The 15,036-nt window shown below is 42.2% G+C and carries 19 protein-coding genes; 16 read left to right on the plus strand and 3 right to left on the minus strand.

All coding sequences use genetic code 11. The annotated features are described in order from the left end of the window. Positions 1–229: 229 nt before the first annotated feature. The 4 genes from R7Q41_RS08550 to yciH all read left to right on the plus strand — a co-directional run bounded on the left by R7Q41_RS08550 (position 230) and on the right by yciH (position 2,766). On the plus strand, positions 230–799 hold the full coding sequence (locus R7Q41_RS08550; RefSeq protein WP_005390018.1) for an SPOR domain-containing protein: 570 nt from the start codon (positions 230–232) through the stop codon (positions 797–799). Between the two features lie 149 nt (positions 800–948). Next, on the plus strand, positions 949–1,938 hold the full coding sequence (locus R7Q41_RS08555) for a D-alanine--D-alanine ligase (protein WP_033907069.1): 990 nt from the start codon (positions 949–951) through the stop codon (positions 1,936–1,938). A 128-nt stretch (positions 1,939–2,066) separates the two neighbouring features. Next, positions 2,067–2,453, plus strand: coding sequence for a DUF3319 domain-containing protein (locus R7Q41_RS08560; protein WP_005376294.1), 387 nt, complete (start codon positions 2,067–2,069; stop codon positions 2,451–2,453). A gap of 1 nt (position 2,454) precedes the next feature. After that, positions 2,455–2,766 carry a stress response translation initiation inhibitor YciH gene (gene yciH, locus R7Q41_RS08565; RefSeq protein WP_005376292.1) on the plus strand — a complete coding sequence of 104 codons (312 nt, stop codon included), beginning with the start codon at positions 2,455–2,457 and terminating at the stop codon, positions 2,764–2,766. Positions 2,767–2,988: 222 nt separating this feature from the next. On the opposite strand, the gene R7Q41_RS08570 is transcribed toward yciH, so the two are convergent. Next, on the minus strand, positions 2,989–3,357 hold the full coding sequence (locus tag R7Q41_RS08570; protein ID WP_080540066.1) for a DUF3693 domain-containing protein: 369 nt from the start codon (positions 3,355–3,357) through the stop codon (positions 2,989–2,991). A 197-nt stretch (positions 3,358–3,554) separates the two neighbouring features. Here R7Q41_RS08570 and R7Q41_RS08575 point away from each other — a divergent pair, with 197 nt between their 5' ends. The 11 genes from R7Q41_RS08575 to R7Q41_RS08625 all read left to right on the plus strand — a co-directional run bounded on the left by R7Q41_RS08575 (position 3,555) and on the right by R7Q41_RS08625 (position 12,255). Beyond that, complete coding sequence (locus R7Q41_RS08575) at positions 3,555–3,770, plus strand: hypothetical protein (RefSeq protein ID WP_029826510.1); 216 nt, start codon at positions 3,555–3,557, stop codon at positions 3,768–3,770. Beyond that, positions 3,754–4,902 carry a replication initiation factor domain-containing protein gene (locus R7Q41_RS08580; protein ID WP_258487223.1) on the plus strand — a complete coding sequence of 383 codons (1,149 nt, stop codon included), beginning with the start codon at positions 3,754–3,756 and terminating at the stop codon, positions 4,900–4,902. Before R7Q41_RS08575 ends, R7Q41_RS08580 begins: the two co-directional genes overlap by 17 nt. 3 nt (positions 4,903–4,905) lie before the next feature. Further along, the gene (locus tag R7Q41_RS08585; RefSeq protein WP_005477647.1) at positions 4,906–5,265 is read left to right on the plus strand and encodes a DUF1293 family protein; all 360 of its coding nucleotides are present in this window, start codon (positions 4,906–4,908) and stop codon (positions 5,263–5,265) included. Positions 5,266–5,268: 3 nt separating this feature from the next. Then, positions 5,269–5,499 carry a hypothetical protein gene (locus tag R7Q41_RS08590; RefSeq protein WP_318144466.1) on the plus strand — a complete coding sequence of 77 codons (231 nt, stop codon included), beginning with the start codon at positions 5,269–5,271 and terminating at the stop codon, positions 5,497–5,499. Between the two features lie 5 nt (positions 5,500–5,504). Then, positions 5,505–5,750, plus strand: coding sequence for a hypothetical protein (locus R7Q41_RS08595; protein ID WP_213911943.1), 246 nt, complete (start codon positions 5,505–5,507; stop codon positions 5,748–5,750). Between the two features lie 171 nt (positions 5,751–5,921). Next, complete coding sequence (locus tag R7Q41_RS08600; RefSeq protein WP_318144467.1) at positions 5,922–7,382, plus strand: hypothetical protein; 1,461 nt, start codon at positions 5,922–5,924, stop codon at positions 7,380–7,382. 1 nt (position 7,383) lies between these two features. Next, complete coding sequence (locus R7Q41_RS08605) at positions 7,384–7,728, plus strand: DUF2523 family protein (protein ID WP_005477634.1); 345 nt, start codon at positions 7,384–7,386, stop codon at positions 7,726–7,728. Between the two features lie 4 nt (positions 7,729–7,732). Then, positions 7,733–9,118, plus strand: a complete 1,386-nt coding sequence (locus tag R7Q41_RS08610; protein WP_031419350.1) for a zonular occludens toxin domain-containing protein — start codon at positions 7,733–7,735, stop codon at positions 9,116–9,118. Further along, entirely contained in the window at positions 9,118–9,261 is a 144-nt protein-coding gene (locus R7Q41_RS08615) for a hypothetical protein (protein WP_020840617.1), read from the plus strand. Before R7Q41_RS08610 ends, R7Q41_RS08615 begins: the two co-directional genes overlap by 1 nt. Positions 9,262–9,878: 617 nt before the next feature. Continuing rightward, on the plus strand, positions 9,879–11,156 hold the full coding sequence (locus R7Q41_RS08620; protein ID WP_140117296.1) for an AAA family ATPase: 1,278 nt from the start codon (positions 9,879–9,881) through the stop codon (positions 11,154–11,156). Further along, complete coding sequence (locus tag R7Q41_RS08625; RefSeq protein ID WP_318144468.1) at positions 11,149–12,255, plus strand: SIR2 family protein; 1,107 nt, start codon at positions 11,149–11,151, stop codon at positions 12,253–12,255. The genes R7Q41_RS08620 and R7Q41_RS08625 overlap by 8 nt, the downstream gene beginning before the upstream one ends. A 34-nt stretch (positions 12,256–12,289) precedes the next feature. Here R7Q41_RS08625 and R7Q41_RS08630 read toward each other — a convergent pair whose 3' ends face one another. After that, positions 12,290–12,655: a phage protein gene (locus tag R7Q41_RS08630; protein ID WP_140117298.1), complete on the minus strand. Its 366-nt coding sequence runs from the start codon at positions 12,653–12,655 to the stop codon at positions 12,290–12,292. Between the two features lie 320 nt (positions 12,656–12,975). Between R7Q41_RS08630 and R7Q41_RS08635 the strand changes: the two genes are divergently transcribed. Continuing rightward, positions 12,976–13,404 carry a phage protein gene (locus R7Q41_RS08635; protein ID WP_069514293.1) on the plus strand — a complete coding sequence of 143 codons (429 nt, stop codon included), beginning with the start codon at positions 12,976–12,978 and terminating at the stop codon, positions 13,402–13,404. 25 nt (positions 13,405–13,429) lie between these two features. Here R7Q41_RS08635 and R7Q41_RS08640 read toward each other — a convergent pair whose 3' ends face one another. Beyond that, entirely contained in the window at positions 13,430–15,007 is a 1,578-nt protein-coding gene (locus R7Q41_RS08640) for a hypothetical protein (protein ID WP_318144469.1), read from the minus strand. Between the last annotated feature and the right edge of the window lie 29 nt (positions 15,008–15,036).

Here is a 15,036-nt window from a genome sequence, read left to right on the forward strand (position 1 = left end):
CCTGGCCGTTTGTAAGTCACGTTGGCTTCTCGGTTTCATATCAATCATAAACGAATAATTTTCTGATAAAACATCTTCAGGCCAGACATTGCAGAAAATGTGTACGATGCTTATGGAGTTTGTGTTATTCATCACATCAAAATCACAGATTATTGTATTTGATGCTTGATAAACGGCCCTGCTATCGGCATGATTTATCGTAATATTTATCCAGAGCATTTGTTACTTCATGAAAAAAATCGCAATCATCGGCTTGTCAGTTCTGCTTTCTGCTTGTGCATCTGAAACTTACATCACGGATGTGACCTCAGAAAGTTACCGAGAGGACTACAAATCAGATCGTATCTCTAAACCAATTATGGCGTCTGAAAACGCTGTAGTAGAAAAAGACGTACAACCAACTGTTGTGAAAATGACGGCAAAGCCTGAAGAGAAGAAAGTAGTCAAGCTAACGCCAAAAGAGCAGGCGAAGCCAGTTAAGATCGTACCACCAAGTAAAAAGCAAGCTGGCATTCAACGATTCGGCTATACCATTCAAGTCGCAGCTGTGGGTAGCCAAGCTAAAGTCGATCAGTTTGCAAATAAGCTGCCACAGAACGGTCAGCCAATTTGGGAAAACTACAAAGTTGTAAACGGTACTAAGTGGTTCTCAGTTTTATACGGAGACTACGCAACAAGCGCAGAAGCCAAGCAAGCGATTTCGACTTTGCCAGCTCAATTTCAGCAGTTAAGACCATTTGTTAAAAGCATTGATGCAATCAAAAACTCAGCTTACCCAACGCTTAACAAATTAAATTAACACATCAAATAAGGGAGCGAATAGCTCCCTTATTTATTTGCTCAAATCCTATTCGAACAACATTCCTCACATTAAAATTACTGTACGTCACACTTCAAAGGTTTATCATAATAAATAGTATCTTTTGTAGGTCACGGAAAGATGGATTCATGATTAAAAATATTCTTTTACTATGCGGCGGTGGCTCTTCTGAGCACGAGATTTCATTATTGTCTGCAAACTTTGTCGAACAACAACTAAATCTTATTGAAGACGTTCACGTTACACGCGTAGAAATAAAAAACGAAGGTTGGATGACCAACCAAGGTGAGTTGGTTTACTTGGATCTCAATACCAAGCAGTTGTGCTCAAGTGAATCTAATCAAACCATTGATTTCATCGTGCCTTGTATACATGGTTTTCCTGGCGAAACAGGCGACATTCAATCTCTGTTTGAAATCGCAGGTATTCCTTATCTTGGCTGCGGGCCAGAAGCGAGTAGCAATAGTTTCAATAAAATCACATCTAAGCTTTGGTACGACGCTATCGGCATACCCAATACGCCATACTTATTCTTAACGCGAAACGATGAAGAAGCTCACGTTCAAGCTCATAAAGCCTTTGAAAAGTGGGGAAAAGTTTTTGTTAAAGCCGCTCGCCAAGGCTCTTCCGTTGGCTGTTACAGTGTCACAGAAAAAGACAAGCTTTCTAATGCAGTAAATGATGCTTTTGGGTTTTCTGACCAAGTGTTGGTTGAGAAAGCAGTAAAACCTCGAGAACTTGAAGTTGCTGCATATGAGATGAATGGCCAACTACATATCACTAAGCCAGGCGAGGTCATCGCGCCTGATGGTGCTTTTTACTCGTACGATGAAAAGTACAGCAGTTCAAGTCACTCGCTCACAGAAGTTGAGGCGAAGAATCTAACTCAAATACAATTAGATTCCATCCAACACGCGTCTGAGACGGTATTTAAACAAATGAATCTTCGTCATTTATCTCGTATCGACTTTTTCCTAACGGAAGATGATGAGATTTACTTAAACGAAGTAAACACATTTCCAGGAATGACTCCGATCTCAATGTTCCCTAAAATGCTTCAAAACAACGGGCACAAATTTCATGAGTTCTTGGAAGATTGTATAAACAGTGCAAAGTGATTAACGTTATCGAGACGCGTTTTATGATACAAGTTGTTTTCTAGAGCAAGGTTTATTCAAGCCGTATTTGAATATTGCTCAGTAGCAATTATGATTATATCAACGCATTAAACAGATGACTCAGTGGTATGGCGATTTCAAATTATAGAGGTTTTAACCTGCAGTCAGTCGGATCAGATGGCAGTGTTTGGAAGGTTAAAATCAAGAACCACGTCTTACAGGGAAGTTTGACGGCGGTAAAGAAAAGCATTGATTGGTGGTGTGACACCGCATCGATTATTGATCCCAAAGAGTTTGCTTCACTCGGACAGAGAGTGCAGCAAACAGGTGTTGCAAAATCAGAGGTCTTTAACGGCTATACTATTCAAAATGATACAGGCCAACCTAACTCTTGGTACTGTATGTTTAATGGTAAACTGATTAAGGGCAGTAAAGCCGCTATTCAACGCCATATCGAAGCTTATTTGGTTGCAAAGCAAAAAGCGATGCAAGCTCAACAACAAAAGAAACAATAGAATGACTCTGGTATATTCAACAGAAACCGGTCGAATTAAACCGGAAGAAGAAAAAGTATCTCGCCCTAAAGGCGATGGTGTTGTTCGGATTCAGCGCCAAACGAAAGGCCGTAAAGGTAAAGGCGTATGCATTGTTACAGGTTTAGACTTGGATGATGCACCTTTAAAGTTATTAGCGGCAGAACTCAAAAAAGTCTGTGGCTGTGGTGGCTCTGTAAAAGATGGCAATATCGAGATTCAAGGTGATGCTAGAGACAAGATCAAGGCACATCTTGAAAAGAAAGGCATGACAGTCAAATTAGCCGGTGGCTAATTTAATATTTCCAGTAAACAAAAATGGCGTCTAAAGAAATAGACGCCATTTTTTATAAGTTGCTAATTGAAGAGCAAGCAATCGTAGATTGATAGATCGATATTAGCTATTTTATGGTAAATAACCATTATGTTTAATGCTCACAGTAAGGCCCTTAAATTTAAAATCTGCAGGGGAATAGGAGCATACTCAGACAACATTTGGCGTACGGCGATATACAATTTAACATAATATACATAATGCGCACTGATATAGTGATTCTTTAGGACTTGCAATCACTAAGGCCAATCCAGCACAAGCCATTGAAATACTTGATAATCCAAGTCCGTTAAACTTTTTTCCTATGTTCTGCCATAGTGTCTGCGCTTCGTGCGTTTTTGCTTTATCCATCGCTAAGCCAATCAGAGCCTTTTCTTTGTCTTCACCGATAGCTTCGGCAAGCATAAGTATCTGATTTTCTTTTAAATACGTTCTTCCTTTACGCACATCAGTAAGCATTTGAGGACTTATGCCTAAGTCTGGCGCGATTTGTTTGTATTGCACGTAGTTCATCTGCTCTTTATAGGCATCAATGAGCTTGTTTGTGTACATTTTCCAATCCTGCCTTTCAATTTCTTTTCTTGATTCTAGCTTATATGTACGGGATTTATCGTATTTACACTATGAAAAATCTCGTATTAACTATACGAAATATTTCGTACTGGAGCCGTCAACATGGAACGCAACAAGCCACTTCAACTGTTATGTATGTTAGCTGGGCTCCTAGCTTTGGTTGAGGCTCAGTAATCATGAACGAAGCTCAAATCATCTATTACGACTTGCTGCCTGACTACACGGTGTCTGTGTTGGTCAAAGGTTGCGACGAATGGGATTTGCTTAAATCCATGTCTCATCTTGAGTCTTGGGCTTCGTCTCAGTTCGCTTCTTATGAGTTGGTGTCCATCACCAACACGACCGTTGAACAACGTATCAATTTGGGGGTGTTCGATGACTACTGCAACTAACATCCTCAAAAAGTTCGATGAGCAAAGCGTTCATATTGATTACCTGTGTTTTACGTTTGCCGTTAAAGACTTACGCCATTGTCATGATGCGGTTCGTCGATTGCACAAGCATGAGGAATACAAAGGCTTTGCCAAATCAGGGCTGTTACAGCGTCACTGTCGAGCACCTAAGTTCCCTGCTCCACCTGTGTTTAATCCGACCGTCGCTAAGACGTCTGAAGACATTGAAGCGTACAACAAAGCCTTTGAACTCTGTTACCGCAACTACTTAGAAGATTGCTTGCGTATCTTCACCAATCAAGTGCTTGGTTTGTCGTTGTCTGCGCCTCGCGGTTTGGGTTTCCAGTTCTACACCGAATCCATGAAACTGACTTCGCCAGATGGTGAAGACTTCTGCGGCTTCGTTGGTATCGGCGGTAACAATGACACGGTGCACTTCCAAATCAACGGAACGGGATGCAAGCATGTATTTGCCCGTCGTCCTACGTGGTCGCTTCATGACTGGCTGACCAATGTGCTTGGTGTGCAAACTCTGGCGCGTGTTGACTTGGCCTATGACGATTACGACGGCATTTTTGATTGCGAATACGCTTACAAGGCGTGGCGTGACGACTGTTTCCGCACCGCTGAGCGTGGCCGTGGTCCTGTACTTCATGAAGACATGACCATTGCCAGTATCGGCAAAGATGGCAAACCGATTTACACCAAAGAACAATACTCCATTGGTTCTCGTACCTCGCGCATTTACTGGCGTATCTACAACAAGGCGCTTGAGCAGAAACTCGCGAACACTGGCCTTGTCTGGTATCGCTCTGAAGTTGAGCTGAAAAAATGGAATGTTGATGTGTTGCTGAATCCGGCTGGCGCGTATGCCGCGCTCAATGATTTTGCTGCGTCAATTTCTACTGCAAAGAAATTCAATACCAAACCTGTCCCGACGAAACGCGCGGCGTTAGACCTGTTGGCCTCTGCGCACTGGATGCGTCGCCAGTACGGGAAAATCCTTAATTCACTTATCGAGTTCCATGAGGGCGACATTGAAACCGTGGTCGGTTCCCTTGTCCGTGATGGAACGAAATTCACCTTCCCCGATACCTACGGCAAGTTGGTGACTCACATATTGGAGACTTAACAAATGGCTAAATCCGTTTTTGTACTTGGCATGGATATCACTTGGAACTCAGCACGTGGCGACAGTGCTCAACTGAACGTGTCACGTCCTCTACGTGAAATCAACTCAGAGAAATTCAAACGCCGCACTATCGGTGAATCGGGTGATGTGAATCCCCAATGGGATCAACCTTTGATGATTGACCATGAATATGCCCTGCTTCTTGAGCGCACTGGTGCTCTTGTTCCTCGCCGCGAATACCAATTGCGCTTGGAGATTAATCCAGAAGACCCATTAGCGGGCGCTATCGTGACTGAGCTTATTCCAGTCGACCAAGAAATTAAGAAGCACTTCGAGGCTTCAATGAAACCCGTTCAAGGCTAAAAAATGTCTGTATGCGTCACCGTCGTTAACCAGTATGGCAATTTGAAAGCAACGAAAACGCCTGTTGCGGATTGCCAAGAATACGTGCTGAGTTCGGCGGTGGACTACCAAGAATATAAGGAACCAGTCCTCTTCAACGGTGACTTGTTCCTGTATGTCAGTGGCGTGCTCTTGATCAACATGGTCGTTGGTCACTGGGTGGGTCGTGTTGTTCGCCTTATGAGTAAAAGGTAAATCTTATGAAAAAACTAGAACTTGTTGTAACTAACGTAAAACACGCAGTAGTAAACAAAAAGACCGCAGCTGGCGCTGCACTGATGGCCGCGTCTGTCTCTCCGGCGTTCGCTGAAGTCGATATCACGGGCGCAATCAACTCTGCGGTATCCGGTGGTCAAGCTAACGTATCACTGGTTGTGGCGGGTCTGATTGGTATGGCTGCACTGGGCTTTGGTGTGACCATGGTTGTTGGCTTCTTGCGTAAATAACGGCTCACCTCTATGCCTCCTTTATCGGGTAATTTACTTGGAGATGTTCTCGCTATCGTTCTAGGTGTTGCCTTTGCGGGGGCATTCCTCCACGGCTTTGTGAGTGGCATCAATACTCACTAATCAATAGATAAAGGGGGCTTCGGCTCCCTTTTTTATTGGTTTTATACAATGAATTACTATCTCCGTTTTTTTATTGCCCTTGTTATTCTGTGTGCTAGTAGTCATACGTATGCTTTAGAAGCTCGTATTAGTTATATGCAAATGAGGGGGTGTGGCTCTCAAGGTGATTGGGTTGACCCTTACAAGGTGAATACTTGTTTTTTGGATACTGGGTATTTCGACTCATGCACATTTGAGAAGACACCCTATTCTAATGCGCGCTATCCCTATCAAACGGTTTGTGATAATGGGCTCGGTCTTGCTTATGACGAGGTTCGTTGTCCAGAAAATAGCGAATTTGACCCTTCAACCTTACGTTGCAAATCGGTCTGTGAATATGGTGAGAACCCTGACGGCTCATGTATGGATGCTTGCCAGTTCAAACAGTCCATTGGCGATACGGTGAAATTGCATTGGCATCCTGCGGTCTACGGCGAACTGGTGACAGGCGCGTGCTACGGTGACTACGGTGCGACTCGATGTGAAATGACCAAAAACGAATCCACCATTATTTGTACTGGCGTTCCTGATGGACAGTACACGCCCGACTCTCAATGCTCTCTGCGCTTTGCTTACACTGGACGTCAGTGTGACGGTGGCACACTTTTCTGGGGTGTGAATGGGCCTGATGAACCCATCATTCCACCGGATACGCCAGAAGACCCAACCCATGACCCCGATGACCCAACCGATGAGATTGAAGACCCAACTGTCCTACCCGACGATTCAACCAACACGGTTAATCCCGGTGTCGTTGATGATAAACCGGATGTAGAAGACCCTGACACGGATGAATCGACAGACACGGCAGTCCTTTCTGCTATTAAAGGGCTTAACGTGGATGTGAACAAAGGCATTCATGATCTTAACGTCGATATCAACCAGTCACACGCTGATATCACCAACGCGGTTATTGATGTGAAAGGCTCTTTGGTCGATAACACCCAAGCCATTCAAGAGCAGCAAATCAATGACAACAAGATTTATAACAACACCAAGGCACTCATCCAACAGGCCAACGGCGATATCACTACGGCGGTGAACAACAATACCAACGCCACTATTGGTATTCGTAACGATTTAAAAGGGCTTGGTGATTCCGTGGGCGAACTCGATAGCAGCTTAAATGCGATTGAGGGTCTATTGACTGGCTCTGGGTTTGGTACACCTACGGGCACCGCTATCACTGGCGAAATCTTCACAGCAGAAGACTTTGCCAACCTGCAAACCACGATAGATGAAAAAGCCGAATCTATTCAAGGCTATGTGGACGACATCAAAGGCTTAATCACTATCGGCACCAACTTCAACAACGGCACATTAAGCGACAAGTCTTTCAATATCAAAGGCGCAACCGTTGAATCAGGACTACAGCGTTTTGATGCGGTATCGGGTTATGTGCGCCCTGTCGTGCTGTTCATTTGTGCCTTAATCGCCCTTTGGGTTCTGTTTGGTAATCGGAGTAAATAACATGGAATACATCTACTCAGCATTAGAGTTTATTGCCAACATTGGGCAAACCTTTCTCGACTTCTTTGATGTGGCGATTGAATGGATAAAGAACGCGTTTGAATATGGCGCGATGTGGCTTATCTCAGTATGGCTCGATATCAAGATTGCCTCGATACAAATCGCACTCAAGATTGCGCAGCTGCTGCTCGAAGAATATGGCGTCTATACGCTTGTCGAAGACCGCTTTAATGCGCTTCCCTCTGACGTCCGTTATATCTTGACTGAATACGGCGTCACCTCTGGGCTACGTGTCATCTTTGATGCGTTCGCTACGTCTTTAGTTATGCGTTTCTTTAACTGGTGATTGAATGGCTACTTCATTTCGATACGGTCACGGTGGCTCTTACAAATCGGCTTGCGCCGTGTGGTTTGACTTACTGCCTGCACTGCGTGAAGGTCGAATTTGCATTACCAACATTCATGGCATGCAGCCACTTGAAGTGATTGAACAACGCCTTGGTGAGAAGTTCCCTGATACAGCTCGGCTCATTCGCATTAGCTCTCGCAATCCTGAAGGCTTCGAGCTTTGGAAATACTTTTTCTGTTGGGCACCCATTGGGGCGTTCATCCTCATTGATGAGTGTCAGCAAATCTTCTCGGTCAATGCAGGTTTCAAAATGGCGAACATACACAAGCGCCCTTTTACTGAGTTTGAGCCTCACTTACCGGAAGGATTCTCTGAGCTGTTTCACTCTCGTTGGCTAACGATTGATACATCCAGTTTGGACAATGGCGAGATAGACGATTGCCAACGCACACGCTTTGATGAGCAAGGACGCATCATCTATCCAGAGAACTTTAACAACGCCTTTATGGAGCACCGGCACTACAACTGGGACATTGTGTTGCTCACGCCTGACTTTGCTCAAATCCCGAAAGAGTTAAAAGGTGTTGCGGAGTTGGCCAAGCAACATAAGGGTAAAGATGGGATCTTCTTTTCCAACCGCAAACCGCGCATCTTGGAACATGACCCGACTCGAACGGTCACCAAACCAAGCAAAGACGATGTGGTTTATAACCTCAAGGTGCCGCTTGATGTCCACCTACTCTACGCCTCGACCGTCACGGGGCAAATCACCAAGTCGGGGCTTGGAAAGAACATCTTTCTTAACCCGAAATTCTTAGCAGCTATGGCACTGGTCGTGCTTTCATTTGGGTACTTAGTTTATGCGCTTATTGGTATGGTTTCTGATTCTGAGACGACAACTGCGGAAGGAACGCAGCTTCATCAAACTTCGCAGCAAAGTGGCGTTTCGACTTCGCAAGGTCAAGCACGTCCTGGTCAAAGTGGTTCGCCTGGTTCTGTCATGGGTTCTAGTGGTTCTGGCTGTACGGGTTCTGGTTGCGGGAATGAGTCTTATCATGACGTAGGCACCGTTCCGGCTTGGTTCCCACTGGCGAACTCAGAGAGTATCTATGTCTCTGCCGTGGAACGTTGGCACAAAGCCACCTCGATACACGTCAACGTGCATTTTGAGGTTGTCACACCACGCGGTGTGACTTACCTCGATGACGGATTCCTAAACAAGTTGGGCGTCAAGATGGAATATCTGGACGATTGCCTCGTCCAGCTGTCTCGCGGCGCATCCAACTTCTATGTCACGTGTTCGCCGTATGAGCAATATGCACAACGGCAGGAGCAAGATATTGAACTCAAACCCGTTGGCGGTTTGTTTAGTGGAGACGAAACCTAATGAATGAATACGTAACGCATGGACAGTTAGTTGAAATCATCGAGCTGTTTGATCATCTCTCGATAGTGAATGCAGTCATTGTGGTGCTCGTGTATGACCTTGCGAGATACCTCCTAGGGAAACTGGTCGACTACTTCAATTAAAGGCAAGGTGCCAGCCCCGCAGGGATAAGGAGTTGCGGAGCGACGACGAGGCACCAAGCCGCCCACCTTAGCAAAACCTAGCCTCATTACTTAATCGGCGCGGTTAGCCGCCCAAAGCTACTTGGATGCTGCCGCCCTCCTTCCTGCTAGACCAGCCTTGCAGAGACTATCCACACCAAAGGCGCGTTAACCTACCGGAACGCTGCATACTCACAACGTCAAAGCTTTGCGAGTGTCGAGCAATGCTTATTCTTCTTTTCTAGGTTCTCTCCGACGGACGCGCGGAGCAAGTGAGGACGGGCTAGGACGATTGCGCGACGTGCGGCGGGAGGCCAAACCCCCGAATCTGTATTACGGGGGTAAATTCCACATACGTACATAGGTTTGAGCTTCCTAAACAATATGATCAAAGTTTCATTCTACAACGTTGCCTCTTTTTTAGGCGTATAGGGTGACGATACCTTGCCAGTGATGCCCCTTTCACTGATAACATCCACATTTATGAGAATTCTTGTCAAAAAACACACTTTTACCATCAAAAAAACCTCAATACTTCGTGATTTTTTACGAGTAGTCTATATACTGTAGTTAACTAACTAACAGTAACTGGGGCTATTATGCTACTAACCTACGCTGTAGAAAATTACAAAGGCATCGCAACTAAACAAACTATCAACTTCATTGCAACGCAAAAGAATGAGTTTGAACAGCATCTCGTCAATATTACAAGCGCACTAAGAGTTAATACTGGAGCATGTATTGTCGGAGCAAATGGTACAGGCAAGACACACCTTTTAGAGTCTTTAAATCGACTTTCAGACTTTGTTGGTCAGTCTCCAAGAAACTTGAAAGTAGAGCCGTTCATATTGGATTATGACTCTAAAGACAAACCAACTACATTCGAAGTATTGTTATATAGTGAGTCTTTAAAAGAGCTATTGAGTTATTCATTATCAATATTCAAACAAGAAGTTGTATCTGAAAGCTTATATGCAAAAAGTCTTGAAAAAGGCGCTCAAAGTAGAAAGATTTTTGAGAGAAATGACTCTGGAGTTAAATTTAATTCAAAGTTTAAATCGTCTGAAACTTTAGTTAACTCTACTGTTGACTCTGGTTCCACACTTATAAGCTATGCCAAAGGACTAAAGGTTCAACAACTAAAGGAAACGTACGATATACTTCGTGGTATCTTTATGTTCAGTCCAATGCAAGTTAAAGCTATTGGCCCAGAATTTATTAACTTTCTTCTATTCAGAGATGGTAAAGTCAACTCTGAAAATCAAGATAAACTCTCAAAACTAAGAAATGACTTACTTGATTTCTCAGTATTACTTCTCAAATCATATGATATACCTATCAGTGATATCGAAATTAAAACAAAGGAATCAGGTGAAAACTATCTAATTATCACACCAAAAACTCTAAATGATAATGTTTTAAACCTAACTTTTTCTGAAGCAAGAGATTATTATTCAGAAGGTACATTCAATACAATTCTATTAGTAATATTAATCAGCTTAATGAGTAATGGGAAAAGAATATTATTATTAGATGAAATTGATGGCTCATTGCATCATAGACTTTCGTTAGAGTTGATTAAAATGATGAGAAATAGCCACAAAGATATTAATACACAATTCATACTATCTACGCACGATATAATGCTCTTAGACAATGAGTTTAGACGAGATTCAATATTTATAACAAGCAAAGACGATAAGCTTGAAACGATAATCTCAAGGGTATCCGATTTCTCTCTAAGAAAAGACGCCAAAATCTCTGCAAAGTATCTAGCGGACGAGTTTGGAGCCTTGCCTAAGATATTGACAGATGAATCGGAGAAGATTCTGTCAGAAATCTCTGAGTTTTCAATGGAGAGTAGCGAAAATGACTAACCATGACATGCTCGACAATATCAAGATACATGAAGACTCAGATACAAAGGATCCAATTAAAGAAGTTGATAGTATTGGAATAGACGAATTCTTGAAAACAAGGTTGATGTCCTCAACTAAGAGCGTTGTTTTCTTCACTGGTGCTGGATTTTCTAAAGCTTGGAAAAATAAGTACCCTCTCGGCTTAGAACTATTTTCCGTCGACGATTTTCAGAATGCTAGAGAAAAAAATAATTTCTTTAAATTGGCTGATGATTTATTGATTAAGCAACCTGTAAACTCAGGAGATAAAGATAAGTATGTGAAAGATTGCTACGAGTACTTCACAGAGATAAAATTTAATCTCGATATATTTAGGAGGTATCCTAGTCTTTTACCCAATTATTTAGACTCTACACTCATTAGTGCCTTCGAAGAAGAGATGAAGATGTTTATTAGGTCTAGATTTGAGGAAACTGTAGGAAAAAGCGAGTTTAACCCTAAAACAAAAACGGGTGAAAACAAAAAAATAAAGAAGTTATTTAACGAAATTTATAAGCACAATAATAGTATTGGTTTTATCAGTACAAATTATGACTTCATAATTGAAAAAATTTATTCCAACACTAACGATCTACATTTTACAAGAGGAATAATAGATCGTGAAATGTTTAGCAATAAAGATTGGTGTGCTAACAAAGTTCCTCTTTATAAAATAAATGGTGGGTTCGAGCTTTACGAAGACTCAGATGGTTTCTATTTGGATTATTCTGAGCGAAATAAAACACCACATATTATATTACCTTCTAAAGAGCAAAACTATGAGTCAAAGTATTACAAAACAACATTTATAAAGTCAGCCGATCTTCTTAGACAGTCTGATATTCTCGTTTTTATAGGATATTCTCTACCATCTGAAGACCATACTATCCAACTTTTATTAAAAATGTTTATCGACTCTCATAATAAGAACAAAGAAGTTTTTATTATTTCGAAGGATGGTGATAGTGCTCGTAAGTTAACAGCTAAGGTTGCAAATTTATTTCCTTCTATAGCCAAGGAGGATGCAATAGCGGCAGTCGACGGATCTCTTGCTGATATTGCAAATCTCGTTAAATAAGTGAAGATAAAAAGGCCCCAACTGGAGCCTTTTGCTACACTAATTTCTTTAAAGCCCTAGAATATTTTAGGATTTGATGGGCAACCCTAATATCATTTGATGCGCCAAGCTCAAGCAACGCAACCCCAATCAGAACTTGCTGAGCAGTGACCAACTGCCCAGTTGGAAGTTCTAGACGATCATGTCTCATGATAAAGTTTTCCCAATCTTCACAACTGCTCAATTCCCTACCCTTATTCATCCTCATTAAGCGCTTACACTCCGGAGGAATTGATTTCCCCTTGTCCCATTCCTTGACCGTTCTCACAGTTTTTAAACAAAGTTTGGCAGCTTCTTCGACGGTTAAACCACATTCAAATTCACGAAAAATATAGTTTTTAGTCATTTCGTGATACTTCATTGAATTGTCCCTCAAAAGAGAGACATTTTATAGGATACGCATATGCAATCGCATTCAACATAAGCGCCCATAATGCGCACTGACTTTAGTTTTAGTTACACCGATTTACGCTCTGATACTTCTTGATTTAATTTCGACTCAACAAAATATAAGTCCTTGTTTTGTCAGTCGCATTTCACCTAAGTTTGTTTTTTCTCTCTCTAATGCCTCATTAACATCACCACCCACGTGTTTTGGCCTAAGTCGTGATTTGTTAAATTTTTCGGCTTTGCCACACGAAAAAAAATTTTAAGAATATAAAGAATTTCGAGGCACATCACATGACAAAAGAGTCTTTCACTACGTTGTTTTGGCAAAACTTCACAAGCATTAAGCACGGCGCTGAGTTTTTTCACGTTAAGCCTGTCACTGTTCGTCGTTGGTTAGATGGCCGCATTTTGATAAATCCGATGGCTGAAAAGCTGCTTTTGATTAAAAGCCTCGGCTTCCTGCCAAATGACAATCGTTGGTCGGGATTTCGGATTGATGAGAAACGCGCCGTGTTGATTTGTCCTGACGGCCGTCAACTCAGCCCTACAGAATTAAAGGAACAAGCTCTTTGGCGTGATGAATATAAAGAATTGGTGGCTCGATATGGTCATATCGAAGCGCCTAAGATTACAGAGCTGCAATCTACGCCGCACCCGTTTCGCGGTGGTCGCAGAAATGCAGCTCCATGGATACCGACTAAGTTTAGAGTTGGCAAATGAAACAGAAGAGCTTCACTACAAGCCTTTAAGAATTGGAACGCTTGAACGTCAGCATCGTTTCATCGCCCGCTGACGTTGAGAATACGTAGAGTTTATCTTTTTCAACATACCCAAGGCAATTCACATTAATATCCTTAAAGGCGCCTAACATGCTGTTGTTTCCAGAATGATTTTTGGTATAACGACCACTAAAAGAAGCGCCTTTAATTTGACCTGTAATTTTGTGCTTAATCTTATTGCCATCTCCTACCACCCAAGTTACTTCAAAGTTTGAATCGTTTGGGATTTGTATATATTGGTTGTCCTCTGAAACCCAACCGCCAACAATCGAAATAGAGTCCTCTTGGTAGTAATGCTCAATATATTTTCGATAATGTAGCTGCTTCCTTGAAGCATTTTTTACTATACCATCCCATTTCTCAGCATCTTTATGTTCTCTTGAGTCAATGTCCGCAATTAACTTGTGAACATTTCGATGTACATTTTCTAACTTGGTTGCTTGTAATGCAATTTTTCTTGCCTCCTCAGAAAAACCAGCCCCTAGCAATGCATAACCTTGATTGGCCATAGCTAAAGTTTCATTCAACTCTGAAGACTTGGAGTAGCTGGTCATGGCCTTTATGTGGCAGCCGGAATTTCTAGCTTCAACTCCTAAGTTATTCCAAGCGACGGCATGATTGGGGTTTCGTTGAGTTAGGCGCATGTAGTTACTAATAGCCAACTCCTCCACCCCTGCTTGTGATGCGTTGTAGGCAGAAGTAAATAGCTCGTCATTATCTTGAGGGGAATACTCTGTTGCTTTATCTAGACAATATGCGGATATTTGTTTGTTTCCTAGCTTTTCTTCAACGTCAGCAAGTGCATGATATACCTTTGTCAATTGAATGTTGCTTGAGGCTGATTTAAGTATTGAAATAAGTATTTTTTTGCCTTGCTCCAAAAGCTCGTACTCTATGCTTACTTTAGCTAATCGCAGTTTAGCATCGAATAACAAAGAGTCTTCAGTTAGTTCATTGATTGCAGTTGTCCAGATATTAAGAGCTTTATCAAATAGCTTTTCCTTGACTAAAGCCTCGGAAAGCCATTGTAATGTCTGCATTTTTTGAGAATCTGTTTCTGCTCTTTTTAAGTGCTGCTCTAGCAAATTTATTGCCTCAAAGTGATGAGCCACATCGAATTGCATATAATAGAACAAACCTCTGTCGCGATATGCTTCGTCTAGGTCTATAACATTGCACTCCCACCGCCTAAAAATCTCTTCCGCCTTACTCACATCGCCTTCCTCAAGCGCCATAAAAGCAGCATTAAACCAACCATCGTCATTCTGAGTTTCGCTTTCAAAATAATTTTGATCCTTTGTTGGCGCAGAGGGTATTTCTTCACTTGAGTCTTCTTGAGTGCTATTCGCGGATGCTTCTACTTTTAACACTCCATTCTCATAAGAAATATTATTGGTTCGATCCAAATACCGAGTAAGAGGTTGCTTAAAGATTATTAGGAATATAGTCACAGCTACTAGAATCGTAATCATTACGATAATGTCGGAAAAGTTGTCAGCCACTATCGTCATAAGGCTGCTAACAAAATCTGATTTATCACTCATTTATTTTTGTTCCGTGAAGTACATTTTCT

The organism is Vibrio sp. 2096, assembly GCF_033339595.1.
Classification (GTDB): Bacteria; Pseudomonadota; Gammaproteobacteria; order Enterobacterales; family Vibrionaceae; genus Vibrio; species Vibrio alginolyticus.

Bases quoted from the DNA above. Each gene is read 5' to 3' on its own strand.
- R7Q41_RS08550 (WP_005390018.1), top strand. From the start codon at position 230: ATGAAAAAAATCGCAATCATCGGCTTGTCAGTTCTGCTTTCTGCTTGT.
- R7Q41_RS08555 (WP_033907069.1), top strand. From the start codon at position 949: ATGATTAAAAATATTCTTTTACTATGCGGCGGTGGCTCTTCTGAGCAC.
- R7Q41_RS08560 (WP_005376294.1), top strand. From the start codon at position 2,067: ATGGCGATTTCAAATTATAGAGGTTTTAACCTGCAGTCAGTCGGATCA.
- yciH (WP_005376292.1), top strand. From the start codon at position 2,455: ATGACTCTGGTATATTCAACAGAAACCGGTCGAATTAAACCGGAAGAA.
- R7Q41_RS08570 (WP_080540066.1), bottom strand. From the start codon at position 3,357: ATGTACACAAACAAGCTCATTGATGCCTATAAAGAGCAGATGAACTAC.
- R7Q41_RS08575 (WP_029826510.1), top strand. From the start codon at position 3,555: ATGAACGAAGCTCAAATCATCTATTACGACTTGCTGCCTGACTACACG.
- R7Q41_RS08580 (WP_258487223.1), top strand. From the start codon at position 3,754: ATGACTACTGCAACTAACATCCTCAAAAAGTTCGATGAGCAAAGCGTT.
- R7Q41_RS08585 (WP_005477647.1), top strand. From the start codon at position 4,906: ATGGCTAAATCCGTTTTTGTACTTGGCATGGATATCACTTGGAACTCA.
- R7Q41_RS08590 (WP_318144466.1), top strand. From the start codon at position 5,269: ATGTCTGTATGCGTCACCGTCGTTAACCAGTATGGCAATTTGAAAGCA.
- R7Q41_RS08595 (WP_213911943.1), top strand. From the start codon at position 5,505: ATGAAAAAACTAGAACTTGTTGTAACTAACGTAAAACACGCAGTAGTA.
- R7Q41_RS08600 (WP_318144467.1), top strand. From the start codon at position 5,922: ATGAATTACTATCTCCGTTTTTTTATTGCCCTTGTTATTCTGTGTGCT.
- R7Q41_RS08605 (WP_005477634.1), top strand. From the start codon at position 7,384: ATGGAATACATCTACTCAGCATTAGAGTTTATTGCCAACATTGGGCAA.
- R7Q41_RS08610 (WP_031419350.1), top strand. From the start codon at position 7,733: ATGGCTACTTCATTTCGATACGGTCACGGTGGCTCTTACAAATCGGCT.
- R7Q41_RS08615 (WP_020840617.1), top strand. From the start codon at position 9,118: ATGAATGAATACGTAACGCATGGACAGTTAGTTGAAATCATCGAGCTG.
- R7Q41_RS08620 (WP_140117296.1), top strand. From the start codon at position 9,879: ATGCTACTAACCTACGCTGTAGAAAATTACAAAGGCATCGCAACTAAA.
- R7Q41_RS08625 (WP_318144468.1), top strand. From the start codon at position 11,149: ATGACTAACCATGACATGCTCGACAATATCAAGATACATGAAGACTCA.
- R7Q41_RS08630 (WP_140117298.1), bottom strand. From the start codon at position 12,655: ATGAAGTATCACGAAATGACTAAAAACTATATTTTTCGTGAATTTGAA.
- R7Q41_RS08635 (WP_069514293.1), top strand. From the start codon at position 12,976: ATGACAAAAGAGTCTTTCACTACGTTGTTTTGGCAAAACTTCACAAGC.
- R7Q41_RS08640 (WP_318144469.1), bottom strand. From the start codon at position 15,007: ATGAGTGATAAATCAGATTTTGTTAGCAGCCTTATGACGATAGTGGCT.